Consider the following 26,147-nt stretch of genomic DNA (forward strand, 5'->3'; position numbering starts at 1 on the left):
AAGCGCCGCGGATTCGCGAATACGGCCGCGCTCATTCCATTTCCTTCGAAACCATCCCTGCATCCTCAAAAAGTTCTCTGAGGTTGTCGTCGGAGTGAAGGTATTGCCCAGGGGATGAATTTAGATCGCACCCAAAAATCAGCATGAGACCTCGCCAGATCCTTTCTCGTTCGTACATGGGCGAGAAATCCAACAGGTTTTCATCACTTTTCCGAACAAGTGCAGCCGCCCACCGATCAGCTGTCTCCCGAGAAACTCTACCCGTAAGAACGTCTGACGCCATTTGTGAGACTTCGGATAGGCTTATGCTTTCACGGGTTGGTTTTGCCGTCACCCCACAATCTCCGCGGTTTCCAGCACGGCGTGGAAGAGCACGTCGGCGCCGGCGGCGGCCCATTCCCTGGAGATGTCTTCGGCCTCGTTGTGGCTGAGGCCGCCGACGCAGGGGCACATGACCATGGTCGCGGGCGCGACCTTGGCCGCCCAGCAGGCGTCGTGGCCGGCGCCGGAGATGATGTTCATGTGGCTGTAGCCGAGCCGTTCGGCGGCCTTGCGGACACGCTCCACCAGAACCGGGTCGAAGGTGACGGGATCGAAATGCCCGACCGCCTCGACCGAGCAGCCGACGCCGAGCGCCTCGCAGATCGCGGCCGCCTCTTTCTCGATCCGCGCGCGCATGGCGTTGAGCTTGGCGAGGTCAGGGGTGCGGATGTCGACGGTGAAGACGACCTTGCCCGGCAGCACATTGCGGGAATTGGGCGAGAAGAAGACCTGCCCGACGCCGCCGACGGCGCCCGGCTGGTTCTCCATGGCGACCGTCTGCACCATTTCCATGATGCGGGACATGGCAAGCCCGGCATTGACGCGCATCGCCATCGGCGTCGAGCCGGTATGGGCCTCCCTGCCGGTCAGGGTGAATTCCAGCCACCAGAGACCTTGACAGTGGGTGACGACGCCGATCTGCTTCTCCTCCGCTTCGAGGATCGGCCCCTGCTCGATGTGATACTCGAAATAGGCATGCATCTTGCGGGCGCCGACCTCTTCGTCGCCCTGCCAGCCGATGCGCTTCAACTCCTCGCCGTAGGTCTTGCCTTCGGGGTCCTTGCGGTCATAGGCGTAGTCCAGCGTATGGACGCCGGCGAAGACGCCGGAGGCGAGCATGGCCGGTGCAAAGCGCGCGCCTTCCTCGTTGGCCCAGTTGGTTACGACGATCGGATGCCGGGTCTTGATGCCCAGATCGTTCATCGAGCGGACGACTTCGAGGGCGGAGAGGACGCCGAGCACGCCGTCGAACTTGCCGCCGGTCGGCTGGGTGTCGAGATGCGAACCGACATAGACGGGAAGCGCATCCGGATCGGTGCCGGGGCGGGTCATGAACATGGTGCCCATCTTGTCGACGCCCATGGTGAGCCCGGCCTCGTCGCACCACGTCTTGAAGAGATGGCGGCCCTCGCCGTCGGCGTCGGTCAGCGTCTGGCGATTGTTGCCGCCGGCGACGCCGGGCCCGATCCTCGCCATTTCCATGAGTGAATCCCACAGGCGATCGCCGTTCACGCGCAAATTCTCGCCGGGTGCAGCCGTCATTGCAAAGTCCTCACCAGTTTTTCGACGGGGCCATGCAAGGCGCATGCCCTCTTTTTTGTTCCCGTGGTCCCCGGCGGCCTCTTCGTGCCTTGTCCGGTGTCACATCCCTAGTTGCCTTTGTCAGACAACTGACGGATAATTTGACCGATTGGTAAACATTACTACTTCCATCGCCGCACTCAAGCCGGAAAAATCAAAAAGACACGACAATTTGGCGGGCAATTGCCGAAAAGATGTGCAGCGGAAAAAGGCAGTGACAGCGGCGGTCGACGGGCAACAGGAGGAACGGCATGGCGATACCGAGGGCGGCACAGACGCAGCGCCGGACGCGCATCCAGGAGGAGAAGGAGGAGGTGATCCTCGAAGCCGCCCTGGACGTGTTTTCCCGCCGGGGCTTCCGGGGTGCGACCATCGACCAGATCGCCGAGGTCGCCGGCATGTCGAAGCCGAACCTGCTCTATTATTTCCGCACCAAGGAAGCGATGCACCGTACCCTGATCGACCGGGTGCTCGACACTTGGCTCGAGCCGCTGCGCGCCTTCGACGCGGAAGGTGATCCGGAGGAGGAGGTGCGCTCCTACATTCGGCGCAAGCTCGAAATGGCGCGTGATTTTCCGCGCGAAAGCCGTCTCTTCGCCAACGAGATCCTGCAGGGCGCGCCGAACATCGAGGATGTGCTCAAGGGACCGCTGAAGGCGCTGGTCGACGAGAAGGCGGAAGTGATTCGAAGCTGGATTCGCGACGGCAAGATCGTCGACTGCGATCCCTACCACCTGATCTTCTCGATCTGGTCGACGACCCAGCACTATGCCGATTTCGACGTTCAGGTGCGGGCCGTTCTCGGTGAAGGCCGGGCCTGCGACGATCGTTTCGAGGATGCGGCGCGTTTCCTCGAAGCCTTCTTTGTGCGCGGGCTGATCCCCGTAACGGGCCGCTGATCAGTCCGGCAGCCGCGCCATCAGGAGGAGGCCGCCTGCGGTCACCAGCGCGCCGGCGAAGACGGAGGCTGAAGCCCAGCCGTGGCCGATCAGGCCTTCCAGGACGATGATGAACGTCGGCGTCAGGTAACCGTAGCCGAGCACCTTCGGTGCTGGAAGGCGCATCGAGGCGAACTGTAAGAGGAAGAAGGTGATGCCGGTGGTAACGACCGCGAGATAGAGCGCCGCAAACCAGACGAAGCCGGGCAGGGCGGCGTAGTCGATGCTCGCGAGCTGCGGCGTCGCCGGGATAAGAATGAAGAAGAGCGTGCAGACTGTCGCCCAGAAGACGAAGACGATCGCCGGTTCGCCGCGATTGAAGCGGCGGAGCAGCGGCACGTAAGCCGCGTGGCAGAGCACGCCGACGAAATAGATGAGCTCGCCGCGACCGACGTCGAAGGCGAGGAGTGCAGCGAGGTCGCCGCGAAAGATCACCCAGATGGCGCCGACGGCGGCCAGCAGCAGGCTCAGCAGAACGTTCGGCCGGGTGCGCTGACGCATCAGCATCCAGGCGAAGACGGCGCTTGCGAGCGGCATCAGCGTGAACACCGCGCCGGTCGCAACGGGTGCTGTGAACTGCAGCGCGATGAACATGGTGACCATGTAGACCGCCATCAACAGGCCGAGGACGAAGAAGCGCGCCGGTTCGGAGGGCAGGCTGAAGCGGTGTCGGAACACGCCGAAACACAAGGTCCCGATGACGGCGACGGTTGCCCCATAGCGCACCGCCTGCAACGCGATCGGCGGCATCGAGCGTGTGGCAAGGCCGCCGATCGAGAAGGACGAGGCGATCAGCATGGCAAAGAGCAGCATGGCGAGATGGGCCAGCAGCTTCTGCCGCCCGGTGGCGTGGACATTGTGCCTGTTTGCGGACGTTTGCTCGTTCGTCATGACCATTCCCTGTCGATCGCGACGCACGCCGCGGCACCGCCGTAGCATGGCGCGCGGGTGCCCGGAAGAAGTGATTTCGGTGCGAGCCTCGTGCCGGCGGCCTGCGGACACCGGTCAGCGCATGCGGAGAATCATCGCGCCGGCGGCGATGATGAGTGCAGCGGCGATCCTCGCGCGGCCGACCTTTTCCTTGAGCACGAGCCCGGAGATCGCCGCGCCGAACAGGATCGACGTCTCCCGGAGCGCTGCGACGACCGCAACGGGCGCGAGCGTCATCGCCCAGAGCGCGATGCCGTAGGAGGAGAGCGTCCCGATGCCGCCGATCAGCCCGAGATGCCAGTTGCCGGCGGTGTAGCGCCGGAAGACATCAGGGCGGGTGAGGAGGGCCCAGAGCACCAGCGGCGGGCCGGTGAGGAGCGAAAGCCAGAGCGTGTAGGCCGCCGGCGACCCGGAGAGCCGGACGCCGGCGCCGTCCACCAGTGTGTAGCCGGCGATGACCACGGCGTTCATGAGGGCGAGCAGAACGCCGGTCCGGCTGTCGCGTCCCGGGATGCCACCCGTCATGCTGAGGATGCCGGTGGAGATGACGGCGACGCCGATCCAGCCGGCCGTCGAAAGGGGGTCTCCGATCCAGGCGGTGCTTGCGAGCGCGACGAGCAGGGGTGCTGTTCCACGCATCAACGGATAGGTCTGGCTCATGTCGGCGGCATGGTAGGCGCGGGCGACGAGCACGAAGTATCCGACCTGGAGGACGGTCGATGTGGCGATGAAGGGCCAGCTCGCCGGTGCCGGAGACGGCAGGAAGGGAAGCACGACCGCGGCGATCAGCGAGGCGGAGCCCGCGACGAGCACCGTCGTCAGGAGCTTGTCACCGGCGCCCTTGACGAGTGCGTTCCATGTTGCATGCAGGGCTGCGGCGAAAAGGACGATGACGAAGACGGAGAGGGCCAAGGATTACGCCGATCGGCTGTTGTCTGTGGCAGCACCCTGCCGTTCCTTCGCAAACTGCAGGAAGGCCGCCCCGTCCATGGGGCGGGCGAGCGCGTAACCCTGCAGGGACTGGCAACCGAGGTCGCGCAGTATTGCGGCGTGCTCCATCGTTTCCACGCCTTCGGCGACGATCTCGATGCCGAGCGAGCGGCCGATATCGACGATCGAGCTGATCAGGCGGCGCTGTGCCGGCGACTCGATGATCGGATAGGTCAGTTGCCGGTCGATCTTCAGCCGGCGCGGGGAAATCTGCAGCAGCGACAGGATGGAGGCATAGCCGGTGCCGAAATCGTCGATCTCGATGTCGATGCCGTGGCGCCTGATCCGTTCGATATTCTCGACGATCGCCGAACCCTTGTCATCGAAGGAGATCGACTCGAGCAGTTCGAAGGACAGGCTTCCGGGCAGAAGCTCCAGCCGGGCGAGGTGCTGGAACAGGCTTTCGTCGAAGAGACGCTGCGCCGAGATGTTGACCGAGACCTTGCTGATGTCGAGGTCGTTGGCCCGCCAGCGTGCGAGCTGGAACAGCGCCTGGTCGAGGATCAACGCGTCGATCTGCGAGACGACGTTGAGGTTCTCGGCGACCTTGAGGAACTTGTCGGGGCCGAGAATGCCGAGTTCCGGGTGGTCCCAGCGCGCAAGCGCTTCGACGCCTGAAATCTCCAGCGTATGGGCGTCGAACTGGGGCTGGAAGTAGGCGACGAAGCCGTTCTGCTCAAGCGACCGGAGGATGGCGTCCGCGGTCTTCTTGGTATGGATGGTCAGCGATTTCAGGTCGTCGTTGTAGCGTTCGACGCGGTTGCGACCGTGCCGCTTCGCCTCGTAAAGCGCAATGTCGGCATTGACGAGCAACTCTTCGATCTGCATGTCCGCGTCGGCGCGCGAGGCGACGCCGATGCTCGCGCCGATGCGGCACTCGTGTCCTGCATAGTTGAGGGGATGGTTGATCGCATCGATGAGCCGCTTGGCAAGATCGAAGTGTTCGCGTTCGTTGAAGGCGCCCGCGCAGACGACGACGAATTCGTCACCGCCGATGCGGGCAACGAAATCCTCCGCTCGGATGCTCTCGCGCAACCGAAGTGCCGCCTGTCTCAGGATGTGATCGCCCGCGCCGTGCCCGAGCGTATCGTTGATGTCCTTGAAGCGGTCGAGATCGATGTGAAGCAGTGTGAAGTGTTCCGGGTCCCCGGCCTTTTCGCCGAGCGTCGCAAGATACTGGTCGAGATAGCGCCTGTTCGGCAGGCTGGTCAGGGCATCGTGGAGCGAGTTGTGCTCCATGTGCTGGCGGGCGAGCTCGAGCTCGCGGTTCTGCGATTCCGCCTGCGCTTTGGCCTCACGCAGTTCCTGCTGCAGCGTGATGTCCGCCGTGACGTTCCAGTTGACCCCCACCATCTTCCGGCGAAGGCGGGAGTCACGGTAGGTGGTGCCGAGCGCGCGGATATGACGGACCTGGCCGGATGGGGTGACGATGCGGAATTCGGTCGCGTAGTCCGTGCCCTCATCGAGGCAGGTGTGAAAGACCCTTTCAGCCTCCTCCAGATCGTCCGGATGGATCGCGGTCCGCCACAGCTCGTAGGTGTTGCGGACGGCGGACGTCTGCACTCCGTAGAGTTGCGCCATCCGTCCGTCCCAGTCGAGGTTGCCGGTCGCCAGGTCGAGTTCCCAGACCCCGATCTTCGAGGCCTCGAGAGCGATGTCGAGCCGGTGCGAGAGGGCGTGAAGCTCTTCCTGGTGACGGGACAGGACGGCAATATTCTTTTGCCGTTCCCGCAGAAGGCGGGCGACCCAGATGACCGGTGCCAGGATCATGGCGCCGACCGCCAACATCAACAGGCGCGAGACCCACATCTCCGCCTGGGGCTGGCTCCAGCCGCCTTTCGGGACCGCGGCGATCTTCCAGCTCTCGTGGCCGAAGTTGATGAGCATGCTGACCGGCGTCTTCGCGAATATCGCGGAGTCGCCGTAAAAGGTCTCGATCAGCCGGCCGCCTTCGGTCGTCGCAATGGCGATGTCGATGCCGAGGGAGTTGGCGAAGAGGCCGCTGTCGGCGAACAGCTTCTCGATGTCCACGACCCCCGAGATGATGCCCCACAGCGAAGGCGCGGCGCCCGCCTTCTCGACCATGACCGGGTAGCGCACGATAAGGCCGCGGCCGCCCTGGATGAGGTTGATGGGGCCGGTGACGACGAAGTTTCCGGTCTCCGCGGCCTTAAGTGCGCCGTCTCGCTGGGCCGCGTTGGTGCGGTAGTCGAGGCCGATGACGGCCTTGTTGGGTTCGTATGGATAGGCGTAGGCGACCTTCAGATCGGGAGCACCGACGACGTTGCGCAGTTGTGATTTCGCGCTCAGGATCCGTTTCGAGAGCGCCGCGAACCGGTCCCCGTCGATCGTCTGTTCTGTTTCGAGCGCCGCGACGAGGCCTTTGAGCAACTGGATGTTCGCGCTCATGTTGCCTTCGAGCTTGGCCCGGATGAGCCCGAGATTTTCCGTCACTTCGGCCCGAAGATTGTCCATGCTGATTTGCTGGCGCTGCTTTTCCGCATAGGCCATGGAAATCGCGACCGCCGCCACGACGATGATCGCCGGCAGGTAGTAGGGCAGGACGGACCGGAAGTATTTCCAGGTCATACGTCTGTCGTCGGTGGGGATCATGTTCGAAACGGATCAATAAACGGATTGAGTGGCGACAAAAACTAAGGAGACCTCCCTTGTACAAACTGCAGCATGGAGGAAACCCTTGAAGAATTTCTGAATCGAGTTGTGGACGCCCTGATACCTTACCTTGGGTGGCTGACGGCACGAACGGGCGGCCGAAGGAGCGCCGCAAAAGAAGACAGGGCCGCGGTTTGCGCGGCCCTGCAATACGATCAGATTTCTGAGGCGACAGGAGCGTCGCGAAGACTATTCCGCCGCCTGCACCGCCATCGGATTGTTCGGATGGGTCGTCCAGTTGGCGTAGTTCGGGTCGACCGGCCTCCCGGTACGCTGGTCGATCGTGCCGGGTTCGAGGCCCACCATGGTGATGCAGTTCTCGACCGGACAGACGTTGACGCAGAGATTGCAGCCGACGCATTCCTCTTCCTTGACCTCGAAGTGGCGAACACCGTCGACCATGTTGGTGATCGCCTGATGCGAGGTGTCCTCACAGGCGATGTGGCAGCGGCCACACTTGATGCAGGCGTCCTGGTCGATGTGCGCCTTGGCGATGTAGTTGAGGTTCAGGTATTTCCAGTCGGTGACGTTCGGCACCGCGCGGCCGCAGATGTCGTCGAGGCTGCGATGCCCCTTGGCGTCCATCCAGTCGGAAAGTCCGGTGATCATCTCCTGGACGATCTTGAAGCCGTAGGTCATGGCCGCGGTGCAGACCTGCACGTTGCCGGCGCCGAGCGCCAGGAACTCCGCCGCATCGCGCCATGTGGTGACGCCACCGATGCCGGAGATCGGCAGGCCATAGGTCTCCGGATCGCGGGCGATCTCTGCCACCATGTTGAGCGCGATCGGCTTGACGGCCGGACCGCAATAGCCGCCATGGGTGCCCTTGCCGCCGACCGTCGGGTTCGGCGCGAAGCTGTCGAGGTCGACCGAAACGATCGAGTTGATCGTATTGATCAGCGACACGGCATCGGTGCCGCCGGCCTTCGCCGCGCGGGCCGGCTTGCGGATGTCGGTGATATTCGGCGTCAGCTTGGTGATGACGGGCATGCGGGTGTACTGCTTGCACCAGCGCACGACCATTTCGATATATTCCGGCACCTGACCGACCGCGGCACCCATGCCGCGCTCGGACATGCCGTGCGGACAGCCGAAATTGAGCTCGATGCCGTCGGCGCCGGTTTCCTCGACGAGCGGCAGGATAGCCTTCCACTCCTCCTCGACGCAGGGGACCATGATCGAGGCGATCAGCGCGCGGTCCGGCCAGTTCTTCTTGACCATCTTCATCTCCTGCAGGTTCACCTGCAGCGGACGGTCGGTGATGAGCTCGATGTTGTTGAGCCCGAGAAGCCGGCGATCGGCACCCCAGATCGCGCCGTAGCGCGGGCCGTTGACGTTGACGACCGGGGGGCCTTCCGAGCCGAGCGTCTTCCAGACGACGCCACCCCAGCCGGCCTTGAAGGCGCGCTCGACATTGTAGGCCTTGTCGGTCGGCGGCGCAGAGGCAAGCCAGAACGGGTTCGGTGACTTGATGCCGACGAAGTTGTTGCGAAGATCAGCCATGATATCTCTCCCGATCGTTCAAGCGACAGCGGTGACACCCGCCGCCGCAGCGGCGAGAGACCGGTTGATGCTTTCGGCCGCGTCGCGGCCCATGGCGACGGCGGAAACCGTCAGGTCCTTGCCGCCGGCCGCGCAGTCGCCGCCGGCCCACACACCGGGAAGAGAGGTGCGGCCATCGGCGTCGATCGCGATTTTGCCGCCCTCGAGCTTCACTCCGTCGAGGCCGAGCGGATCGAGCCTCTGGCCGATCGCCACCAAGACCTGGTCGGCCTTGATCTCGGCGGTGTGGCCGGTGCCCTTCATCATGCCGTTTTCGACGTGAGTGTACTCGAAAGTGATGGCCGAGACATGCCCGTGGTGATGGGCGACCTCCTTCGGTTGCAACCAATGGCGGATGGTGACGCCCTTCGAAGCGGCGAGGTCCTGCTCGAACTCCGAGGCGTTCATGTGCTCCTTGCCGCGGCGATAGCAGATCGTCACGTTTTCGGCGCCGAGCAGCTTCGCCTGCACGCCGGCGTCGATCGCAGTCATGCCGCCACCGATGACCACGACGTCGCGGCCGACCGGAACGTCGCCCTTGCTCGTCGCCTCGCGCAGGTTGGCGATGAACTCGACGGCATCCGCCACGCCGTTGATGTCGGCGCCCGGAATACCGAGCATGTTGACGTTGCCGAGGCCGGTGCCGAGGAAGACGGCGTCGTGTTTCGCCTGGAGGTCCGCCAGCGTGAAATCGCGGCCGAGCATCTCGCCGTTGATGACGTCGATATTGCCGATCGAGAGCACGTAGTCGACTTCCGTCTGGGCGAAGTCGTTGGTCGCCTTGTAGGCTGCGATGCCGTATTCGTTGAGGCCGCCCGCCTTCTCGCGGTGATCGTAGATGGTCACGCGGTGGCCGTGCATCGCAAGCCGGTGTGCGCAGGCGAGACCCGCCGGGCCGGCGCCGACGACGGCGACGCTTCTGCCGCTCGAGGCCGCAGGCTGATAGAACTGGCGCCCCTCGTCGATCGCGAGATCGGTGGCGTAGCGCTGCAGCCGGCCGATCTCGACCGGGCGCTCCTCGGCCGTGTTGCGCACGCAGGCCTCCTCGCAGAGCGTTTCGGTGGGACAGACGCGGGCGCACATGCCGCCGAGGATGTTCTGGTCGAAGATCGTCTTCGCCGCGCCGGTCGCGTTGCCGGTCGCGATCTGGCGGATGAACATCGGAATGTCGATGGCCGTGGGACAGGCCGTCATGCACGGCGCGTCGTGACAGAAATAGCACCGGTCGGAGGCCACCAGTGCCTCGTGGTCGCCGAGGCGGGGGTGCAGGTCGGAGAAATTCTTTGCATATTCGGCAGCGTCGAGCCGCCCGGCCTTCAGGCCCGGTTCCAGTCTTCGCATCGCAGTTCCCTCTTTTTTATGGCGCGATTGCCATGACGGTAACTCAAGACAAAAAATTTATCAAACGGTAAAATTTCGTCGTCGAGGCATGGCGGAACACCTGCGATGTAACGGGTTTCAGCCGCCGAGTAGGGTACGTTCGCGGTCCCGATAGCGGGCGGGGGAGAGGCCCGCGTGACGGGAGAAGAATCGGCTGAAATAGGCCTGATCCTCGAAGCCCAGGCCGTCCGCCACCTGCTGGATCGTGATGCCGGCGAAGACGAGGTCGCGCTTGGCTTCGGAGATGATGCGTTCGGCGATGAGACGGCTCACCGGCTTTCCGGCGATTGCGCGTGCGACGCGGTTGAGGTGGGTGACCGAAACGCCGAGTTCGCGTGCATAGAACGTCACCGGCCGGTGTGAGCGAAAGCCGTCGTTGATGAGCGTGGTCAGTTGTTCGAAGCGTACCTGATCCCTGCCGGACTCCATCGCGTCGGTCATTCCGCCCATCCGGAAGACGAGGAGAAGCGTCGAGATAAGCATCGCCTCCAGAAGCGGCGAGGGGCTGTTGCCCGCCTGTGTAATCTCGCCTTCGATGCGGTTCAGCGTTTCGCCGATGTAGGGCGTATCCGGATGATCCGTCGGCATCTCAGTCAGGCGAGGGTGGGACAGCCATTCCGCGATCCCCTTGTGCGCCGGCAGCCGGGCGGGAAGCCGTTTCGACATCAGTGTGATGACGGCGCCGTCGACGTCGGTCGAGAAACGGAAGCCGTGCTCATGCCGCTCCGGCACGACGATCACGACCGGTGCCGTGAAGGGGTGCCATTCGCCGCCGATCAGCGCTTCACCCTTGCCGTGGCGGATGTGCAGAATTTGAAAAAGACACGCGTGGCGGTGCCGCTTGATCTCCCAGCCGTGGAGGCGGCTTCGGCTGGCGATTGATTCTGCATGAACCCAGAATTCCGGGATTTCGGCGGTATCCTCGCCGTAGAGGGCATAGGTCGGAACGCGCGTGTTCATTCTGGGTCGCCGGCGTGATGTTCGAAACGTCCAAGTATTTGCCGGAATTTTCCATTGTGGGCAAGCGGCGCGGGCTTATCATTTGGCAAGAAATCAGGGAGGATTTCCATGCGCACTCAAGTCGTCATCGTCGGCTCCGGTCCGTCCGGGCTGCTGCTCGGCCAATTGCTCGCCAATGCGGGTATCGACAATATCATCCTCGACCGCGTCGACCGTGACTACATTCTCGGACGTATCCGCGCCGGGGTGCTGGAGGTCGGGGCCGTCGACCTGCTCGACCGTGCCGGCTGCGGCGAGCGGATGCACAAGGAAGGTCTCGTGCACGACGGCTTCGAGCTTTCGTTTCTCGGGCGGCGTCAGCGCATCGACCTGAAGGGCCTCACCGGCACGTCGGTCATGGTCTACGGCCAGACGGAAGTCACCCGCGACCTGATGGATCATCGCGCCGCAACCGGCAGCAAGACGATCTACGATGCCGCCAATGTCACGCCGCATGATTTCGACAGTGCTTCGCCCTATGTCACCTACGAGCAGGACGGGGTCACGCACCGTATCGACTGCGACTACATCGCCGGCTGCGACGGCTTTCACGGGGTCTGCCGCGCATCGGTCGAGGGCAAGGGCCTGCGCACCTTCGAGAAGGTTTATCCTTTCGGCTGGCTCGGCCTTCTCGCCGACGTTCCGCCCGTCCATCACGAGCTCATCTACGCCAATCACGCGCGTGGCTTTGCGCTTTGTTCGCAGCGTTCCCATACGCGCAGCCGCTACTATGTGCAGGTGCCGCTGACGGACAAGGTGGAGGACTGGTCGGACGATGCCTTCTGGGACGAAATCCGCCGGCGGCTGCCGCAGGACGTGGCCGAAGCGATGGTGACCGGACCGTCGATCGAAAAATCGATCGCGCCGTTGCGGTCCTTCGTGGCCGAGCCCCTGAGGTTCGGGCGGCTCTTTCTCGTCGGTGACGCCGGACACATCGTGCCGCCGACCGGCGCCAAGGGCCTCAACCTCGCCGCCTCCGACGTTCACTACCTTTTCGAGGGGCTTCGGGAATATTATGCCGAGAGGAAAGCCGCCGGGCTCGACGCCTATTCGTCCCGCGCGCTGTCGCGCATCTGGAAGGCGGAGCGCTTCTCCTGGTCGATGACCATGCTGCTCCATCGCTTTCCCGAGGACGGCGACTTCGGCAGCCGGGTGCAGGAGGCGGAGCTCGACTACCTCTCCTCCTCGCAAGCCGCACAGACTGCGATGGCGGAGAACTATGTCGGCCTTCCCTACTGAGGCCGCGAACGCGCGGACAGGGTGCAGCGGCGGGGGAAACCCCGCCGCTTTCGCTTCCGGAATAAAGATGAGGGTAATTCTCAAGTTTATTCTTTACTGTGAAACTCATGTTTTGTAGGTTGCGTGCCGCAGCGGCCGAATTCCCGCCGCTGCCGGGGCAAAGGCAACCGACAGAAGGTGGAGCATGGCGAAGAAAAACAGGAAGAGCAGCCCTCGAAATGCAGCCGAGATGGCGGCAGCACCGGAAGCGGGCGGCCGGTCCTCCGGCGAGGTCCGCAGCTTTCTCTATGTCGGCGGACGCGATTGCCAGGTTGCTCATCTTCGCCAGATCGCCAGCAGCTACGGCGCGGAACTGATCCATCACGACGGCGGTTTGCGGGAAGCAGTATCGCGCATCGACACGGTACTTCCCTCGGTCGACTGCGTGTTCTGCCCGATCGACTGTATCAGCCATGACGCGTGTCTGAGGGTGAAGACCGGCTGCAAGAAGTTTGGCAAGGCGTTCATTCCTCTGCGCAATGGCTCGAAGTCCAGCCTGGAGCGGGCGCTCCAGACGATGAGCGAAAGGAATGATGTCTCATGAACCATGATGGTTTCGATCCCGCTCTGCTGATCGGTCTCCAGAAACTCGCCGAACGGCACGGCGACGGCCTCGCCACGGAGCTCGGCGAGCGGCTGGCAGATCAGGCCGGGCGGAACGCCGCCGGCGCCGAGGTGGTCGCCATTCCGGGCCTCCACCAGAGGCCGGTTACCCGTCTGCCGCACGGCGCCTATAGCGGTGGCGAAAACGGACGCGGCGCGGCAAACGTCATTCCGTTTCCGCTGCCGCGCTGGAAGCGCAACGAGAAGCGGCGGCAGAGCTGATCCGCTTCTTGCGGTGGCTCTAGTCCTGTCGGGTACGGAAGAAGGCGCCAAATCCGGCGATCAGCCAACCGAGCATCATCAGGATGCCGCCCGTCGGGGCGGCCATCGGAAAGAGGCTTTCGCCGGCGAACTGTTTCATCGACAGATCTCCGGCAAAGAGCAGCGTGCCGGCGGCGAGCACCAGTCCGGCGGCGGTCGCCGTGCGGATCTGCCGGTGGCCCGCGTAGAGCGCGAGCAATGCCGGCGCATGGGCGAGGCACATCATCGAGGCCGGACGCAGCAGGCCTTCCGAACCGAGATGGGTGGCGGCCGCGGCGAGCCCGACGCCGGCGGCGCCGATGAGCCCCGCGAGCAGCAGGAGGAGGGGACGAATGCGTTCCATCCGGCGTGCTATTCCTTGTTCTGCATGTGATGGGCAAGCCGTTCGACCGGGTCCCAGATGATGTTCCGCAGCATTTCGCTCTCGATCGTCTCGTCGAGTGCGCGGCGGAAGCAGAGCAGCCATTCGTCGCGCTCGGCCGGGCCGATCTCGGCGATCATGTGGCGACGGCGCAGCATCGGATGGCCGCGTTTTTCCATATAGAGCTGCGGACCGCCGAAATAGCCGGTCAGGTATTCGTAGAACTTCTCTTCGCTGCCGCTCAGATCTTTCGGGTGGACGGCGCGGCAGCGGGCCGCTTCCGGCAGCGTATCCATGAGATGGTAGAAATGCCGGACCAGCGCACGCACCGTCGTGTCGCCGCCGATCGCTTCGTAGAGCGTGATTACGTCTTCAGTCACCGATAGAACCTCAAGGAGCCGCCATGCTCTACATGGCGGGTTTGAAGCGGTAGCGCAACCATGCGGGCGGCTCTGCGGCGATCGGGCACATGCCCGGGACGAGCGGTAAGACGTCGTCGATCGCCTTCCTTCGTCTGCGGATGCCCAGCGGCACGGAGACGAGGGCGGCGGCAGGCGATCGACGCCGGCCCGGGGTGGCCCGGGTCAGGGCATCCGGCGTGGCCGGATCAATTGTCGCATTTCGCCTGGCGCACGTGCTCCATCAGCCGTTCGGTGTCGGCGGTGAAGAGCGGGCCGTTCTCCTCGTCGTCGACGCCTTCGAGATGGTGCGAGTTGAGGCTGATGACGAGATTGTCGTCGACGCCGCCGTCCACCTTGAAATTCGCGAACCATGCGCCGCCGCTGTTGCCGCTGCGCATCGGGTTACCCTTCATGGTGACGATTCCGCCGGAGATCGACGACCACCGGCCGTCAACCTTGTAGAGGTAGCGCCCCTGGTCATAGTTGTTCGGATAGCCGACGGCGGTGATCGCATCGTCCTCGGGTTCGCCGGTGCGAAGCGCGAGCGGCGGCCGGCCGTCATCGACATCCGTCAGGATGAAGGCGTAGTCGTAGGCGAAGTTTTCCGACGGCGTGTGATAGGACGTGAAGAGCGACATGCATTTCCAGCCGACGTCCTGCGTGGTGACGCCGTTCGTGTAGCCGCGCTGGAAGAGGAAATCGCTGTTCCAGTCGTGGGCGTCGTCGGTGTCGTAGACGCAGTGCGCCGCGGTCAGCACGACCTTGAAATCCTCGGTGAACTGGGCGGTGCAGGCGTAGAGCTTGCCGTCGGCCTTGCGGAAGATGAGCCGTCCCGTGCTCCAGTAGGGATTGGCGGCATCGGGATTGTCGACGCGCTCCGGCACGCCCTGTTGCCCGAGGTTGGATTTCCGCTCGATTTCCGGCGCGCCGGGGCTCAGCTCGCGGAAGCGCTGTTTCATTTCCTCGAGCGCTTCCGGGCTCACGGTTCTCTCCGGCAAGGGAACGGCAGTCTCGACGTCCTCCGCGGAGAGCATGTCGCCGCCGGTGTTCTTCAGGTTCTCGATCTTCAGCCCGTTCGCCGCGGCGTCAGTTGCGACGGCAAGGAGGGTGGTCGCCGCCAGGCTCGCCCCGGCGAAGCGGATGGATGTGCGTTTCATGACCTTGGCCTTTCTCGTCGGGCAAGGCCTTCGGCTCCCCGCAATGGTGGGAGACGGCGCCTTTGACCTTCGGTTTCGTGGAAAGCGTGACCTCACGGGAGCCCGGCGGCCGGCCCGGATCGAACCGGCCGCCGGGGCGGGGGCGATCAGAGCAGCAGCGGCGTCCGCAGCTCGATGAGCCCCTGCTCGAGCAGGCCCTTCGACGAGGCTTCGGGGACGAAGACGCCGCGGTCCGGATCGTATTTCAGCGTCATGGAATTGACGCCGCCGCCGAACTTCGCGACCGCCGTGTGGCCGATGATCTTGGTGATGATCGTCTCGCTGGAGAACTGGCTCTGCAGCCAGATGTAGATGGTGGTAAACGGCGTCATCTGGATCTGCTGGGTGGCGAGCACCGTCTGGGCGGAAATCGGCTTGCGCTCCGCCGGCTTCTTGTTGATGAGCGCCGACTGCGACAGGCCGAAGGTAAGATAGGGATACTGCGAGTTCGGCATGTCGTTGTTGGCGGCAAATGTGCCACCCGGGATCGACGCGTCCTTCTGGAAGGGGTTGAAGACGGCTGCCGAGGTGAACGGATAGTAGCCGGCGTCAAGTGCCGGGCCGGGCGTCACCTCGGAGAGCTTGGTGATGCTCGCGCCCTGGGCGACCGCGGTGGTGGAGGCGAAGACCCAATAGTCTTCGGTCCATTCGACCGTGGTGGACTGGAACGGGTCGATCGACAGCCAGATGACGTTCGGGTCGCCGCTGCCGACCGGCTTTGCGAGCGTGATGCGCTGCTGGGCGGCCTTGATGTTCTTCAGGTCGTCCGGTGCGATGTTCAGGGTCAGGCTATAGTTGGGCATTTCCCTTATCCTCTTTTCTCGGTTGAACGATGCGCTTCGGAAGGCGCCTTCTGCGTCTCGAAAGCGTTCCTATTTGCGCAATCGCCGGAAACCGATCTGCAACCGATGATTTTGCTTGGGTTGCGATCGTTTCCCGGAGGCGAGACGGGAGTCTTGTCTGATGTTGGAAAATTACGTTTGTTTTTCAATCGTGTAGGTGATAACCGCTGCGGGTGGCAGCAAGTGTCGGCGATCGGCTCGTCGATCCGAAATGCATACTTATAGATGTATTTTCTTATTGACCAATACCTAAAGATGTGCTCAAAAGGGAACGTTTATGATACATATCGCCCTCGTGACCCGGGGCTTTCCGGGGGAGGGCGGCGACCTTGGAACTGGATGCGCTTTCGACGATGCGGATTGGTTATGCGCGTGTATCGACGTCCGACCAGAACATCGACCTGCAGTTGCAGGCGCTCGCGCAGGCCGGATGCGACCATGTCTTCACCGACCAGGGCCATTCCGGCGCCTCGCGCAACCGTCCGGGTCTTGCGCAGTCGATGGGCCGGCTGAGGCCCGGCGACACGCTCGTCATCTGGCGGCTCGACCGGCTGGGGCGCTCGCTCTCGCATCTCATCGAGGTCGTGACCGAGCTCGGGCGCCGCAACATCGGCCTCTACTCGATCACCGAGGCGATCAACACGGCCTCGGCCGGCGGCATCCTGATCTTCCACATCATGGGGGCGCTCGCGGAATTCGAGCGGACGCTGATCTCGGAGCGGACCAAGGCCGGCATGTCGGCGGCGCGCGCCCGCGGCCGGCGGATCGGCCGGCCGGTGAAGCTTCCGCCCGACAGCGTCGCCGGCGCGATGCAGGCGATCGGCGCGGGTGAGCTCTCGGCCACCGATGCCGCCCGCGAGCTCGGGGTGAGCCGCGCCACGCTCTACCGGGCGATGGGACGGAGCAGGCGGCACGCGGGCGACCGCGGCGCGCTGGAGCTGCTGGGCGAGGCGCTCGCCTGACCGGCGGGATTTGACATCGGGCGAGGGCGCCCGGATGGCCGTCTCTCTCCCTCCGCGTGCCTCACGTCCCGGACGCGAACCGCCATCGGCCTTTTTGGGGCCTTCTTCCGCTTTTCAAGTGGTTATGCGGCCGGCGGGCTTGCGCGTGTCGCGTGCGTCATGGGACGCTCTGCCCGAATTTCGTCAGGGGGAACACATGAGACGCATGATCGCCGCCGTCATCGCAACGGCACTCGCAACGCCGGCCGCCGCCGCGCTTTCAGGCTTTTACGACAGCGCCGAGCGGATCAACACCATCCTCGCCAGCAGCGACGTCGCAAACGCCGTCCGCCAGGCGCCGATCGGCGCGATCTCCAACACCGGCACGCGCAAGGACGGCGCCAGCGAATGGCAGGTGCGGACGCAGGAATGCGATCTCACTGTCTACCTCGTGCCCATCCTGCCCGAAGGACCGGGCAAGACGACTTATCGGGTGGAGGTTCCGGGGACGTGTGAGTGAGGGGCTTGGGTGGCGTGCGGCGCTGGCGCAGCGGTGTTATCTGCGAGTCTATTGCAACGACGTGGGGGCGACCATGGGGCATTGGACATTTCACATTTGATCTATCCATGGATCAAAATCGGCGGAGGTCCTAGCCTTCTAGTCGAGGCTCAAGGTTCTCTAGTGTGACTTGTTCACGTAAAAGCTTAGAACTGCGAAATGTTCTGGTATAGCGCAAAAATGCTTTCACAGGCTTCAGAAGCAATTTTTCTTTGAAAGCTTGATCTGCCACGTACTTGTCGACTAGATCGTCCGTCGCAGAACCCTTTAGAACGCCATCCCGATCTTTTACTTCCAGTTCAAATGTCTGAGCGTCGGGTAGGACGCCAAGCAGAACACCGTCGAGCGTCACACTTTCCTCTTGCACCTCCACGTCCGTCAATCGATTGGAAAGGCGGTTGATATCGTCGAGGCCGAGGATGATTTTCTGTTCGGCACCTACAATTTTCGCTGTTGCGCCGGCATCCTTGAGCACCTTTGTGAATTTCTGGACAGCGCTGATGAGGCGAGGTGCCGCCGCATCGATGGTCACGTTGAAGTCTTCATCCGTAGCCGTGTTCAAGCTCGCCAAGAATCCTGTTGCACGCTCTACCGCTTTTTTGAGCGGAGTATCGAACATGTCCGTCTGGGGTAGCGACAACTCTTCCAGGATGAAACCCATAGAGCCGCGAACGATATCCCGAATGTAAAGCTTTGAGCGCTCCGCACCTTTGATTTTGCCTTTCGTGGCAATTTGCTGGTCGTTAAGTGTTGCTAGCGAGGCGGCAATGATCTTCTGATAGGTGGCAAGTGCATCAGTCGAGAAGTCCAGCCGAATGTCGCCTTGACCGACAACCGGAAGGCCATCGAATATCAAAGCGACGCTCGCACATGTCGCGGTGCTGACCTGAGCGGTCTCGATCTGGCGAGTAAGCTCCGCGAGCCTTTGCTCCCACATAAGGCGCGCGGTACCCCATGGGTTGGCCGGCAATATTTCGAGCTGGCGTTGCGCGAACGCTTTATCCGCTTCCAGGGCTTCGATGGATAAGAGGTTTGCCACTATGAACCTCCCAACAATCCAAGCGCTTCAGCATCTGTGCGTTGGTCCAACAGCACCGCCACAAATCCTTTCCATGCGAACGTCACCTTCTGATGCGAGAACAGACTGTACCAGTACATTACGTCTTGAAGAAGGTTGCCAAAGGGGAGCTCTTGGATAAGGAGAGCGTATGTATCGAGTTCAAATCGCGCCTTATTCAATGGCTGGTTTTGAATTTCATCTTCCCAAAATTTGAAGCCTTCGTCAGTTTGCCACAGCTCAGGATGCTGCAGAAAGCGGGCAGGCGCGTCTAGCAGCGAGTATACGTCAATGTCGCCGGGATCGCGGCCACTGTGACGTTCGACGTCCTCAACGAAACTCCCATCTAGAAATTGAATTCCAGACACATAACCATTCTCATACATTAGCGCCCGATAGGCCAAGAGATTGCGCAATAGCTGCTTGCGCCGAGGCGTCGTCCCGAGGCTATGAATCAATTCAGTGGATGTAATGAAATACGGCGAGCGATCACGGTCCACGGCAGTTGAACCTGCAACAGGTGGCAACAATCCACTTGCATTAAAAGAAGGTAAAGGCATCAAACCCCCCGCTGCCATGCATGTACCAGCATCGCGTTTCCGGGTAAATATTCTACTTACAGTGGGTTGTGCCAAGGTTGTGGCGCACTTCGTTCAGCTTCGGACGAGGAGGACTGCCCTTGTTCTTGATTTTTCCGAAACGGACCTTGAAAGAAAATGGCGCACCCGACAGGATTCGAACCTGTGACCTTTGGAATCGGAATCCAACACTCTATCCAGCTGAGCTACGGGTGCTCCGTCGGCCCTTGCGGCCGATGCGCTGACGAAGCGGTCATAGCCTAGACTCGGTTCGCCTGCAATCGTGAAAATGAACGGAGCGAGTGTTTGCCCGGGCCTTCGGTTACCTCTCCCGCCGCTCCGGCAACGCTGCGGGCGGGAACCGGCGAGTTCCGTCTCCCGATCCGCCGAAGGCATTCGCGAAAAAGACATACTATTACGGAATGCATTTGTTTCGCAGTCACTTGGCCGGCGAGGCTTGTGCCGGTCAGGTGTTCTTGTACTATGACGGAAGGCTTCGTCGGGAATGCGTGCGGCATCCTCCTGCGGAGCGGAGTGGGGGAGAATGGCGTAAGCATGCCGAAAACAAGAAACGGGGAACCAAATCCATCGTCGGCAATCGACTTTTCCATGATGGAGGACGCGGTCGGGTATCGTTTGCGCCGGGCACAGCTGGCGGTCTTCCAGCAATTCAACGAGGCCTTCGCCGCCAAGGATCTTCGCCCGACCGACTTTGCGGTCCTGCTGCTTTTGAGCTGCAACCAGGGCCTGAAGCAGAGTGAAGTCGCCGAGGCGCTCGGCATCCAGCGGGCGAATTTCGTCGCGATCGTCGACGGTCTCGAAGAGAAGGGGCTGGTGGAGCGCCGGAAGTCGGAAAAGGACCGGCGCGTGCAGGCGCTCTACACGACCAGGGCGGGTTCCGACTACCTCAAGGAGCTGATGCCGATCTGGGCGGAGCACGAGGAACGCCTCATCGCACGGCTCGGCGGCACCCGGGAGCGGGACCAGTTGATCCATTTGCTGAAACGCCTCTGCGACTGACGACACCGCCGGCTCAGGTGAGCCGGGCGAGCGCCTCGTCAATCAGCAGATTGGCGACCTTCATCCGCGTGTTGGCGGCCTCGCGGAAGGATTCGTGGACGCCGTCCGGGTGGTTGGCGCGGGCAAACCGGCGCCGCTTTTCGGCAAGCGTCGCGGCGGTGTCCTCTGCCGAAAGCGCGAGATCCTCGGCGATTTCCTGCGGCGCGAGGCGCGCGAGGTGCTCCGGCATGACCGGCGGTGCTTCCGCCGCAGGCGCAGCCGCCTTCTCCTGCGGCGGCACCGGGAAGGCTTGCGCCGATTCGTCCTCGGCCATCAGGTCACGATAGAGATCTTCGGCCCGCCGTCCGTCCGTCGCGGGCGCGGCGGCCGCCTCGCGGACGAAGCCGGAGGAGAGCCCCGAAACACGGTGGGCGCGCGGCTCGTCGTCGTCCTCGGCGGCGCGCTCCGCCGCGAGCCGTTCCACCACCGACTGGAAAACCGATCGTCCGAACACCCTGCTCTCCGCCCGGGAAGCCTGCTTCGCGTGGCATTCTAGAGCGCCAGCATGGTGCCGGACTGACCTCGCCTCGTCAGCCGGGGATCGCGAGACGCGCGGCGCCGGTCGTCCGCCCGGCCTCCATGTCGCGGTGGGCCGTCGCGGCCTCGGCAAGCGCGTAAGTTTGGCCGGCGGGGAGCTCAAAGCCGTCGCGCAACAGGGCGAACCATTCGCGCGCCGCGGCATGGTAGGCTTCACCATCCTGCGCCAGTGCGAGGATGCTCGGCCGGATGAAGAACCGGTTGCCGAGCGCCGCCGGCTCGATGGCCGGCACCGGCCCCGCGACCTGACCGACATTGGCGAGCGTTCCGAAGGGACGCAGGACCTTGAGCGTTCTCGCCGTCGTATCCGCTCCGATGCCGTCGATCGCCAAGTCGACGCCATGGCCGCCGGTGAGACGCAGCGTTTCGTCGACGAAGTCGGTTTCCCTGTAGAGAATGGCGTGGTCCAGTCCGTGGCGGCCGGCGAGTTCCGCCTTCTCGGGTGAACCGACTGTGCCGATCGTGCGGGCGCCGATCCGTTTCGCCCACTGTGCGAGGATCAGGCCGAGCCCGCCGGCCGCGGCGTGAATGAGCACGGTGTCTCCGGTCTTCACCCGCCCGACGGTGACGAGCAGCATATGGGCGGTCAGACCCCGCAGCAGCGAGCCGGCAATCTTCTCGTCCGGCAGGTCGTCGCCGAGACGAAGGACCCGGCCCCGGGGCAGGGTGCGGACGGTGGCATAGCTCCCGGCCGGAAGGCCGGCATAGGCCACCCGGTCGCCGACCATGAGGTCGGTGACGTCCGCCCCTACCGCCTCCACGACGCCGGTCGCCTCGACGCCGGGAACGGCCGGCAGCGGAAGCGGATAGAGGCCGGAACGGTGATAGACGTCGACAAAGTTGACGCCCGCCATCGTCTGGCGGATCCGGACCTCGCCGGCGGCAGGCGGTATGACCGGCTGTTCGGCGCTTCGGAGAACGTCGGCGGTGCCGGGTTGCGCAAATTCCATGACCAAATTCATCGTCTGCTCCTGTGTGCTGAAGGTCCGGCACCGTTTTAAATCAGCAGGCGAATGTGCAATATTGCAGAAGTATGCAGGCCATCTGTGGATATTTGCACATATGAATTGGGATGATTACCGCATTTTCCTGGTGCTCGCGCGGGCGGGCAGCCTGTCGCGCGCCGCCGATCTCCTGAAGCTCGACCACACGACCGTCGGTCGCCGCGTCGCCGCTCTCGAGGCGGACCTGAATGTCCGGCTCGTTCACCGGCTGCCGCGTTCGATTCACCTGACGGTGGAGGGCGAGCGCCTTGCCGAACTCGGCGGCGAGGCGGAAGAAGCACTGGCCAGGGTCGCAAGGGTGGCAAGCGGCGCCGTCGCAGATGTCCGTGGCGTCGTCCGCATTTCCGCGCCGCCGTCGCTGGCCCTCGCCGTCCTTGCACCGGATGCAGCGGCCTTTCGAAGGCGCCACCCCGGCATCGTCCTCAGCCTGATCGGGGAAAAGGCCTTCGCGAACCTGAACCGTCTCGATGCCGACATCGCCCTCCGGCTCTCGCGGCCAGTATCGCCGGGACTTGTGGCCCGCAAACTCGGCGAGGTGCGGTTTTCTTTCTATGCGGCGGTGACCTACGATCGCCCGGAGGCGGAGTGGGATTTCATCGGCTACGACGACGGCGACGACCCGTTGCCGCAGCAAGCGTGGTTGCAGGCCCGGCTCGGTGGCCGTGCGTTCGTCATGCGCAGCAATGACGCCGCAAGTCAGGCTGCAGCGGCGGCCTCGGGGGCGGGCGTGGCCCTGTTGCCGGAATATGTGGCTCGCGCGGATGCAAGGCTGGTCCGCCTGCCGAGCCGGCTCCAGACGCCCGCGAGGGAGCTATGGCTCGTCGTGCACGAGGATCTGCGCCGCGCGCCGCGTGTCCGGGCCGTTCTCGACTGGCTCGTCGAACTCGTCCGCAACGATCCCGCCTTCGGAAACGTCAGTTCTGGCCCTGCGCCTGCTCCTGACGCCTGACGACGACGGCGACCGCGAGGTTTTCTCCCGCCGGGCCGATCCGCATGCCGGAGACCGGCGCGGCGTCCGCATAGCAGAGGCCGGAGGCGATCCGCACGTAGCGCGCGTCGGGGCAGACGCGGTTTGCCGCATCGAAACCGACCCAGCCGAGCCCCGGCAGGTGCACCTCGGCCCAGGCGTGGGTTGCCGTCTGCTCCTCCTGTCCGTCCATCATCAGATAGCCGGAGACGTAGCGAGCGGGGATGTCGAGGCTCCGGGCGGCTGCGATGAAGATATGGGCATGGTCCTGGCAGACGCCGTGGCCGGCCTTCAGCGCCTCCTCGGCGGTCGTCTCGGTGCCGGTCATGCCCGGCTGGTAGCGCACGCTCGCGTGGATCGTGTTCATCAGCGCATGCATGCGGGAGAGCGGGTCATCCTCGGTGACGCCGCGGGCGAGCTCGCGCACCTGCTTGCCCGCCTTCGTGCGCGGCGTATCGCGCAGAAAGAGCCAGAGCGGCGTGTCGCCGACATGCGGGCCGAAGACGCCGGTGCGGTCCTCGGTTTCGACCTCGCCGGAGGCGACGATATGGAGGCCGTCGCCGCCCTCGCTGGCGACGAGCTGCACGCGATTGCCGAAATGATCGTCGAAGCCGGCTTCGATCGCGGCACCGTCCAGGCCGACCTGCCAGGAGAGGACCGTCTGGCCGGGCGAGGTCTGCGGCGTCAGCCGCAGCCTCTGGAGCGAGTAGGAGACCGGCTGGTCGTAGCGGTATTCGGTCGTATGGGTAATCTTCAGCCGCATGGCGCGTTCCATCCGTTCGAACTAGCTGTAGAACCGGTATCCGTCGGAAATCTCCCGACCGAGCTGGTGGTTGCGGGCGATGAAATTGCCGAGGAATTCGTGCAGTCCCTGGTCCATGATCTCGGCGACGGAGGCTGAGCGCAGGCTGCGACTTACGTCCTCGGCCGTGTCGTGGGCCGGCAGCCGCTCGCCGTATTCGCGGGCGATGTAGCCGAGATTGCTGGTGATCTTCTCGTAGGAATAGGCGAGCGAGCGCGGCATCTGCACGTTGAGGATCAGGAAGTCGGCGATGTTGGCGGCGCGATGGTCGCCGCCCTCATAGACCCAGCGGTAGGACCGGTGGGCCGATACCGAGCGCAGGATCGATTCCCACTGCATGTTGTCGAGCGAGGAGCCGACATGGCTCACCGCCGGCAGCAGCACGTAGTACTTCACGTCGAGGATACGGCTCGTATTGTCCGCCCGTTCGATGAAGGTGCCGATCCGGGCGAAGTTGTAGATCTCGTTCCTCAGCATCGACCCGTGGAAGGCGCCGCGGATCAGGCCCGTCCGGTTCTTGATGGCATCGATCACTTCCGGCAGGTCCGCCGGCTTCAGACGCCGCGCGAGCGTCTGCCTGAGACTGATCCAGCACTCGTTGGTCGCTTCCCATGTTTCGCGGGTGAGCGCCGTGCGTACCATACGGGCATTGTTGCGGGCCGCGTCGATCGAGGAGGCGACGCTCGAGGGATTGGCCGGATCGCGCAGCATGAAATCGATCGCGTCAGCCGCGGTCAGCGTGTCATGGCCGGCGCCGAAGGCGTCGCGCACGCCGGCACTCTGCAGCACCGCATCCCAGTCCTCGTCCGAGGTGCTGCTGCGGGTGAGTGATACCCTGAGACCGGCATCGACGAGACGGGCGACGTTTTCGGCCCGCTCGATGTAGCGGAACATCCAGTAGAGGCCGTTGGCAGTTCTTCCGAGCATCCGTCAGTCCTCCAGAACCCAGGTGTCTTTGGTGCCGCCGCCCTGGCTGGAATTGACCACGAGCGATCCCTGCTTGAGGGCGACGCGGGTCAATCCGCCGGGGATGATCTGCACCTTGTCGGAGACGAGCACGTAGGGCCGCAGGTCGACATGGCGCGGCGCCATACCCTTGTTGACGAAGATCGGCACCGTGGAAAGCGAAAGCGTCGGCTGGGCGATATAGTTCGAGGGCTGAGCCTTGAGCTTGGCCGCGAAGGCGGCGCGCTCCTTCCTTGAGGCGGCCGGGCCGACCAGCATGCCGTAGCCGCCGGAGCCGTGAACCTCCTTGACGACCAGTTCTTCGAGATGCTCCAGCACGTATTTCAGGCTGTCGGGCTCGGAGCAACGCCAGGTCGGCACGTTTTCGAGAAGCGCCTTGCGGCCGGTGTAGAACTCGACGATTTCCGGCATGTAGGAGTAGATCGCCTTGTCGTCGGCAATTCCGGTGCCGGGTGCATTGGCGATGGTGATGTTGCCGGCGCGGTAGACGTCCATGATCCCCGCAACGCCGAGGCAGGAATCCGGCCGGAACGTCAACGGATCGAGGAAGTCGTCGTCGACGCGGCGGTAGAGCACGTCGATCGCCTCGTAGCCGCGGGTGGTGCGCATCTTCACCTTTCCGTCGATGACGCGCAGGTCCGAGCTCTCGACGAGCTCGACGCCCATCATGTCGGCCAGGAAGGAATGCTCGTAATAGGCGGAATTGTAGATGCCGGGCGTGAGGACGGCGACACGCGGCTTGCCCTTGCATCCGGGCGGCGCGAGCGAGGCAAGGCTCTGGCGCAGAAGTTGCGGATAATCCTCGACGCGCCGGACCTTGTTGACCTGGAAGAGCTCGGGGAACATCTGCATCATCGTTTCCCGGTTTTCCAGCATGTAGCTGACGCCGGACGGCGTGCGGGCGTTGTCCTCCAGCACATAGAACTGGTCCTCGCCGGTTCTGACGATGTCGGTACCGACGATGTGGGTGTAGACGCCGCCCGGAGGCCTGAAGCCGATCATCTCCGGCAGGAAGGCATCGTTTCGCTCGATGAGCCGCGCCGGGATGCGTCCGGCACGAACGATTTCCTGCTTGTGGTAGATGTCGTCGAGGAAGGCGTTGAGCGCCAGCACCCGCTGCTCGATTCCCTGGGCGAGACGGCGCCATTCCCGGCCGGAAATGACGCGCGGAATGATGTCGAAGGGGATCAGCTTTTCCGAGGAATCGGCATGGCCGTAGACGGCGAAGGTGATGCCCGTCTTGCGGAAGATGTTTTCCGCATCCCTCGACTTCGCCACCAGTCTTGCCGGGTCCTGTCGGGAGTACCAGTCGTAATAGTTCCGGTACGGCGTCCGCGGTTCCTTGTCCGCGATCAGCATTTCATCGAACGTCAATGCGCCCCCCTTTGTCGTTCTTGGCTCCGCAACTGCATCTTCAACGATGCAAGAAGCGTGCACAATCGGGAATACCTACTTTTTTCGGTGGTCGTTCTCCGTCCGCTGCGCGACATCGCCTGCGCTTTTTCGGCGAACTTTCGTGGCCGGCGCCGCGATGCGGGCGGCGCGAAGGCCGGTTGCGGCCCGGATATGCTCTCACCTGCCTGAAATTTGGGCTTTGGTGAGTGCTCAATTTTTAGGCGTTTCTGCCGATCAGCGGAATTGATGGCTGCGATCAACAAAA

The 26,147-nt window shown here is 63.5% G+C and carries 27 protein-coding genes and 1 tRNA gene; 8 read left to right on the forward strand and 20 right to left on the reverse strand.

Annotated features, from left to right (window positions below; genetic code table 11):
- Nucleotides 1–31: 31 nt before the first annotated feature.
- Nucleotides 32–397, reverse strand: a complete 366-nt coding sequence (locus EUU22_RS26415) for a YxzC family protein (RefSeq protein WP_500681143.1) — start codon at nt 395–397, stop codon at nt 32–34.
- A complete protein-coding gene (locus EUU22_RS11885) occupies nt 331–1,584 on the reverse strand; it encodes a Zn-dependent hydrolase (protein WP_129332201.1) in 1,254 nt (417 codons plus the stop codon). Before EUU22_RS11885 ends, EUU22_RS26415 begins: the two co-directional genes overlap by 67 nt.
- 290 nt (nt 1,585–1,874) lie before the next feature.
- On the opposite strand from EUU22_RS11885, the gene EUU22_RS11890 reads away from it, so the two are divergent.
- Nucleotides 1,875–2,522: a TetR family transcriptional regulator C-terminal domain-containing protein gene (locus EUU22_RS11890; RefSeq protein ID WP_129332202.1), complete on the forward strand. Its 648-nt coding sequence runs from the start codon at nt 1,875–1,877 to the stop codon at nt 2,520–2,522.
- On the opposite strand, the gene EUU22_RS11895 is transcribed toward EUU22_RS11890, so the two are convergent.
- The 6 genes from EUU22_RS11895 to EUU22_RS11920 all read right to left on the reverse strand — a co-directional run bounded on the left by EUU22_RS11895 (nt 2,523) and on the right by EUU22_RS11920 (nt 11,036).
- A complete protein-coding gene (locus tag EUU22_RS11895) occupies nt 2,523–3,452 on the reverse strand; it encodes a DMT family transporter (RefSeq protein WP_245485007.1) in 930 nt (309 codons plus the stop codon). It lies immediately after the preceding gene.
- Between the two features lie 114 nt (nt 3,453–3,566).
- Nucleotides 3,567–4,403: an EamA family transporter gene (locus EUU22_RS11900; protein WP_129332203.1), complete on the reverse strand. Its 837-nt coding sequence runs from the start codon at nt 4,401–4,403 to the stop codon at nt 3,567–3,569.
- Nucleotides 4,404–4,406: 3 nt separating this feature from the next.
- Nucleotides 4,407–7,070: a bifunctional diguanylate cyclase/phosphodiesterase gene (locus EUU22_RS11905; RefSeq protein WP_129332204.1), complete on the reverse strand. Its 2,664-nt coding sequence runs from the start codon at nt 7,068–7,070 to the stop codon at nt 4,407–4,409.
- 273 nt (nt 7,071–7,343) lie between these two features.
- On the reverse strand, nt 7,344–8,657 hold the full coding sequence (preA, locus tag EUU22_RS11910; protein WP_129332205.1) for an NAD-dependent dihydropyrimidine dehydrogenase subunit PreA: 1,314 nt from the start codon (nt 8,655–8,657) through the stop codon (nt 7,344–7,346).
- An 18-nt stretch (nt 8,658–8,675) separates the two neighbouring features.
- Nucleotides 8,676–10,037, reverse strand: a complete 1,362-nt coding sequence (locus EUU22_RS11915; RefSeq protein WP_129332206.1) for an NAD(P)-dependent oxidoreductase — start codon at nt 10,035–10,037, stop codon at nt 8,676–8,678.
- A 117-nt stretch (nt 10,038–10,154) separates the two neighbouring features.
- Nucleotides 10,155–11,036 (reverse strand): helix-turn-helix domain-containing protein, encoded by an 882-nt coding sequence (locus EUU22_RS11920; protein ID WP_129332207.1) that lies wholly within the window; start codon nt 11,034–11,036, stop codon nt 10,155–10,157.
- A gap of 108 nt (nt 11,037–11,144) precedes the next feature.
- Here EUU22_RS11920 and pobA point away from each other — a divergent pair, with 108 nt between their 5' ends.
- From pobA to EUU22_RS11935, 3 genes are all read left to right on the forward strand, one after another.
- Nucleotides 11,145–12,314: a 4-hydroxybenzoate 3-monooxygenase gene (gene pobA / locus EUU22_RS11925; protein WP_129332208.1), complete on the forward strand. Its 1,170-nt coding sequence runs from the start codon at nt 11,145–11,147 to the stop codon at nt 12,312–12,314.
- A 184-nt stretch (nt 12,315–12,498) separates the two neighbouring features.
- Nucleotides 12,499–12,897 (forward strand): DUF2325 domain-containing protein, encoded by a 399-nt coding sequence (locus EUU22_RS11930; RefSeq protein ID WP_129332209.1) that lies wholly within the window; start codon nt 12,499–12,501, stop codon nt 12,895–12,897.
- Entirely contained in the window at nt 12,894–13,178 is a 285-nt protein-coding gene (locus EUU22_RS11935; protein WP_129332210.1) for a hypothetical protein, read from the forward strand. Before EUU22_RS11930 ends, EUU22_RS11935 begins: the two co-directional genes overlap by 4 nt.
- A gap of 19 nt (nt 13,179–13,197) precedes the next feature.
- Here the strand turns inward: EUU22_RS11935 and EUU22_RS11940 are convergent, their stop codons facing one another.
- The 4 genes from EUU22_RS11940 to EUU22_RS11955 all read right to left on the reverse strand — a co-directional run bounded on the left by EUU22_RS11940 (nt 13,198) and on the right by EUU22_RS11955 (nt 15,978).
- Nucleotides 13,198–13,560 carry a DUF423 domain-containing protein gene (locus EUU22_RS11940; RefSeq protein ID WP_129332211.1) on the reverse strand — a complete coding sequence of 121 codons (363 nt, stop codon included), beginning with the start codon at nt 13,558–13,560 and terminating at the stop codon, nt 13,198–13,200.
- A gap of 8 nt (nt 13,561–13,568) precedes the next feature.
- Nucleotides 13,569–13,958, reverse strand: coding sequence for a group II truncated hemoglobin (locus tag EUU22_RS11945; RefSeq protein WP_129332212.1), 390 nt, complete (start codon nt 13,956–13,958; stop codon nt 13,569–13,571).
- A gap of 227 nt (nt 13,959–14,185) precedes the next feature.
- Nucleotides 14,186–15,136 (reverse strand): trypsin-like serine peptidase, encoded by a 951-nt coding sequence (locus EUU22_RS11950; RefSeq protein ID WP_129332213.1) that lies wholly within the window; start codon nt 15,134–15,136, stop codon nt 14,186–14,188.
- Nucleotides 15,137–15,282: 146 nt separating this feature from the next.
- A complete protein-coding gene (locus tag EUU22_RS11955; RefSeq protein ID WP_205687899.1) occupies nt 15,283–15,978 on the reverse strand; it encodes a hypothetical protein in 696 nt (231 codons plus the stop codon).
- Between the two features lie 368 nt (nt 15,979–16,346).
- Between EUU22_RS11955 and EUU22_RS11960 the strand changes: the two genes are divergently transcribed.
- Together EUU22_RS11960 and EUU22_RS11965 are read left to right on the forward strand one after the other, a co-directional pair.
- Nucleotides 16,347–16,979 carry a recombinase family protein gene (locus EUU22_RS11960; RefSeq protein ID WP_439329142.1) on the forward strand — a complete coding sequence of 211 codons (633 nt, stop codon included), beginning with the start codon at nt 16,347–16,349 and terminating at the stop codon, nt 16,977–16,979.
- Nucleotides 16,980–17,175: 196 nt separating this feature from the next.
- Nucleotides 17,176–17,478 carry a hypothetical protein gene (locus tag EUU22_RS11965; protein WP_129332214.1) on the forward strand — a complete coding sequence of 101 codons (303 nt, stop codon included), beginning with the start codon at nt 17,176–17,178 and terminating at the stop codon, nt 17,476–17,478.
- 130 nt (nt 17,479–17,608) lie between these two features.
- On the opposite strand, the gene EUU22_RS11970 is transcribed toward EUU22_RS11965, so the two are convergent.
- The 3 genes from EUU22_RS11970 to EUU22_RS11980 form a co-directional block, all read right to left on the reverse strand.
- Nucleotides 17,609–18,556 carry a hypothetical protein gene (locus EUU22_RS11970; protein WP_129332215.1) on the reverse strand — a complete coding sequence of 316 codons (948 nt, stop codon included), beginning with the start codon at nt 18,554–18,556 and terminating at the stop codon, nt 17,609–17,611.
- The gene (locus EUU22_RS11975; RefSeq protein WP_245485009.1) at nt 18,556–19,134 is read right to left on the reverse strand and encodes a DUF6932 family protein; all 579 of its coding nucleotides are present in this window, start codon (nt 19,132–19,134) and stop codon (nt 18,556–18,558) included. Before EUU22_RS11975 ends, EUU22_RS11970 begins: the two co-directional genes overlap by 1 nt.
- Before the next feature lie 157 nt (nt 19,135–19,291).
- Nucleotides 19,292–19,368 (reverse strand) — tRNA-Arg (locus EUU22_RS11980).
- A 339-nt stretch (nt 19,369–19,707) separates the two neighbouring features.
- On the opposite strand from EUU22_RS11980, the gene EUU22_RS11985 reads away from it, so the two are divergent.
- On the forward strand, nt 19,708–20,172 hold the full coding sequence (locus tag EUU22_RS11985; RefSeq protein ID WP_245485011.1) for a MarR family winged helix-turn-helix transcriptional regulator: 465 nt from the start codon (nt 19,708–19,710) through the stop codon (nt 20,170–20,172).
- 13 nt (nt 20,173–20,185) lie between these two features.
- Here EUU22_RS11985 and EUU22_RS11990 read toward each other — a convergent pair whose 3' ends face one another.
- Together EUU22_RS11990 and EUU22_RS11995 are read right to left on the reverse strand one after the other, a co-directional pair.
- On the reverse strand, nt 20,186–20,665 hold the full coding sequence (locus tag EUU22_RS11990) for a hypothetical protein (protein WP_129332216.1): 480 nt from the start codon (nt 20,663–20,665) through the stop codon (nt 20,186–20,188).
- Between the two features lie 76 nt (nt 20,666–20,741).
- Complete coding sequence (locus tag EUU22_RS11995) at nt 20,742–21,710, reverse strand: quinone oxidoreductase family protein (protein ID WP_129332217.1); 969 nt, start codon at nt 21,708–21,710, stop codon at nt 20,742–20,744.
- 100 nt (nt 21,711–21,810) lie between these two features.
- Here EUU22_RS11995 and EUU22_RS12000 point away from each other — a divergent pair, with 100 nt between their 5' ends.
- Nucleotides 21,811–22,701 carry a LysR family transcriptional regulator gene (locus EUU22_RS12000; RefSeq protein ID WP_129332218.1) on the forward strand — a complete coding sequence of 297 codons (891 nt, stop codon included), beginning with the start codon at nt 21,811–21,813 and terminating at the stop codon, nt 22,699–22,701.
- Here EUU22_RS12000 and EUU22_RS12005 read toward each other — a convergent pair.
- From EUU22_RS12005 to EUU22_RS12015, 3 genes are read right to left on the reverse strand one after another with little or no spacing between them, the layout of a single operon-like run.
- A complete protein-coding gene (locus EUU22_RS12005) occupies nt 22,667–23,482 on the reverse strand; it encodes a transglutaminase family protein (protein ID WP_129332219.1) in 816 nt (271 codons plus the stop codon). The two genes, EUU22_RS12000 and EUU22_RS12005, sit on opposite strands and share 35 nt — an antisense overlap.
- A gap of 21 nt (nt 23,483–23,503) precedes the next feature.
- Nucleotides 23,504–24,448, reverse strand: coding sequence for an alpha-E domain-containing protein (locus EUU22_RS12010; RefSeq protein ID WP_129332220.1), 945 nt, complete (start codon nt 24,446–24,448; stop codon nt 23,504–23,506).
- Nucleotides 24,449–24,451: 3 nt separating this feature from the next.
- Nucleotides 24,452–25,861, reverse strand: coding sequence for a circularly permuted type 2 ATP-grasp protein (locus tag EUU22_RS12015; protein WP_165351156.1), 1,410 nt, complete (start codon nt 25,859–25,861; stop codon nt 24,452–24,454).
- Nucleotides 25,862–26,147: the final 286 nt, after the last annotated feature.

The sequence above is a fragment of the Ciceribacter ferrooxidans genome (assembly GCF_004137355.1).
GTDB classification, from domain to species: Bacteria; Pseudomonadota; Alphaproteobacteria; order Rhizobiales; family Rhizobiaceae; genus Allorhizobium; species Allorhizobium ferrooxidans.

What these genes read in the sequence shown, in the direction of transcription:
- EUU22_RS12005 (WP_129332219.1), bottom strand. Translation starts at nt 23,482, where the DNA reads ATGCGGCTGAAGATTACCCATACGACCGAATACCGCTACGACCAGCCG.
- pobA (WP_129332208.1), top strand. Translation starts at nt 11,145, where the DNA reads ATGCGCACTCAAGTCGTCATCGTCGGCTCCGGTCCGTCCGGGCTGCTG.
- EUU22_RS11950 (WP_129332213.1), bottom strand. Translation starts at nt 15,136, where the DNA reads ATGAAACGCACATCCATCCGCTTCGCCGGGGCGAGCCTGGCGGCGACC.
- EUU22_RS11915 (WP_129332206.1), bottom strand. Translation starts at nt 10,037, where the DNA reads ATGCGAAGACTGGAACCGGGCCTGAAGGCCGGGCGGCTCGACGCTGCC.
- EUU22_RS11985 (WP_245485011.1), top strand. Translation starts at nt 19,708, where the DNA reads ATGCCGAAAACAAGAAACGGGGAACCAAATCCATCGTCGGCAATCGAC.
- EUU22_RS11920 (WP_129332207.1), bottom strand. Translation starts at nt 11,036, where the DNA reads ATGAACACGCGCGTTCCGACCTATGCCCTCTACGGCGAGGATACCGCC.
- preA (WP_129332205.1), bottom strand. Translation starts at nt 8,657, where the DNA reads ATGGCTGATCTTCGCAACAACTTCGTCGGCATCAAGTCACCGAACCCG.
- EUU22_RS11965 (WP_129332214.1), top strand. Translation starts at nt 17,176, where the DNA reads ATGAGACGCATGATCGCCGCCGTCATCGCAACGGCACTCGCAACGCCG.
- EUU22_RS12000 (WP_129332218.1), top strand. Translation starts at nt 21,811, where the DNA reads ATGAATTGGGATGATTACCGCATTTTCCTGGTGCTCGCGCGGGCGGGC.
- EUU22_RS12010 (WP_129332220.1), bottom strand. Translation starts at nt 24,448, where the DNA reads ATGCTCGGAAGAACTGCCAACGGCCTCTACTGGATGTTCCGCTACATC.
- EUU22_RS11940 (WP_129332211.1), bottom strand. Translation starts at nt 13,560, where the DNA reads ATGGAACGCATTCGTCCCCTCCTCCTGCTGCTCGCGGGGCTCATCGGC.
- EUU22_RS11930 (WP_129332209.1), top strand. Translation starts at nt 12,499, where the DNA reads ATGGCGAAGAAAAACAGGAAGAGCAGCCCTCGAAATGCAGCCGAGATG.
- EUU22_RS26415 (WP_500681143.1), bottom strand. Translation starts at nt 397, where the DNA reads ATGGGCCGCCGCCGGCGCCGACGTGCTCTTCCACGCCGTGCTGGAAAC.
- EUU22_RS11885 (WP_129332201.1), bottom strand. Translation starts at nt 1,584, where the DNA reads ATGACGGCTGCACCCGGCGAGAATTTGCGCGTGAACGGCGATCGCCTG.
- EUU22_RS11890 (WP_129332202.1), top strand. Translation starts at nt 1,875, where the DNA reads ATGGCGATACCGAGGGCGGCACAGACGCAGCGCCGGACGCGCATCCAG.
- EUU22_RS11895 (WP_245485007.1), bottom strand. Translation starts at nt 3,452, where the DNA reads ATGACGAACGAGCAAACGTCCGCAAACAGGCACAATGTCCACGCCACC.
- EUU22_RS11955 (WP_205687899.1), bottom strand. Translation starts at nt 15,978, where the DNA reads ATGCCCAACTATAGCCTGACCCTGAACATCGCACCGGACGACCTGAAG.
- EUU22_RS11935 (WP_129332210.1), top strand. Translation starts at nt 12,894, where the DNA reads ATGAACCATGATGGTTTCGATCCCGCTCTGCTGATCGGTCTCCAGAAA.
- EUU22_RS11995 (WP_129332217.1), bottom strand. Translation starts at nt 21,710, where the DNA reads ATGAATTTGGTCATGGAATTTGCGCAACCCGGCACCGCCGACGTTCTC.
- EUU22_RS11905 (WP_129332204.1), bottom strand. Translation starts at nt 7,070, where the DNA reads ATGACCTGGAAATACTTCCGGTCCGTCCTGCCCTACTACCTGCCGGCG.
- EUU22_RS11975 (WP_245485009.1), bottom strand. Translation starts at nt 19,134, where the DNA reads ATGCCTTTACCTTCTTTTAATGCAAGTGGATTGTTGCCACCTGTTGCA.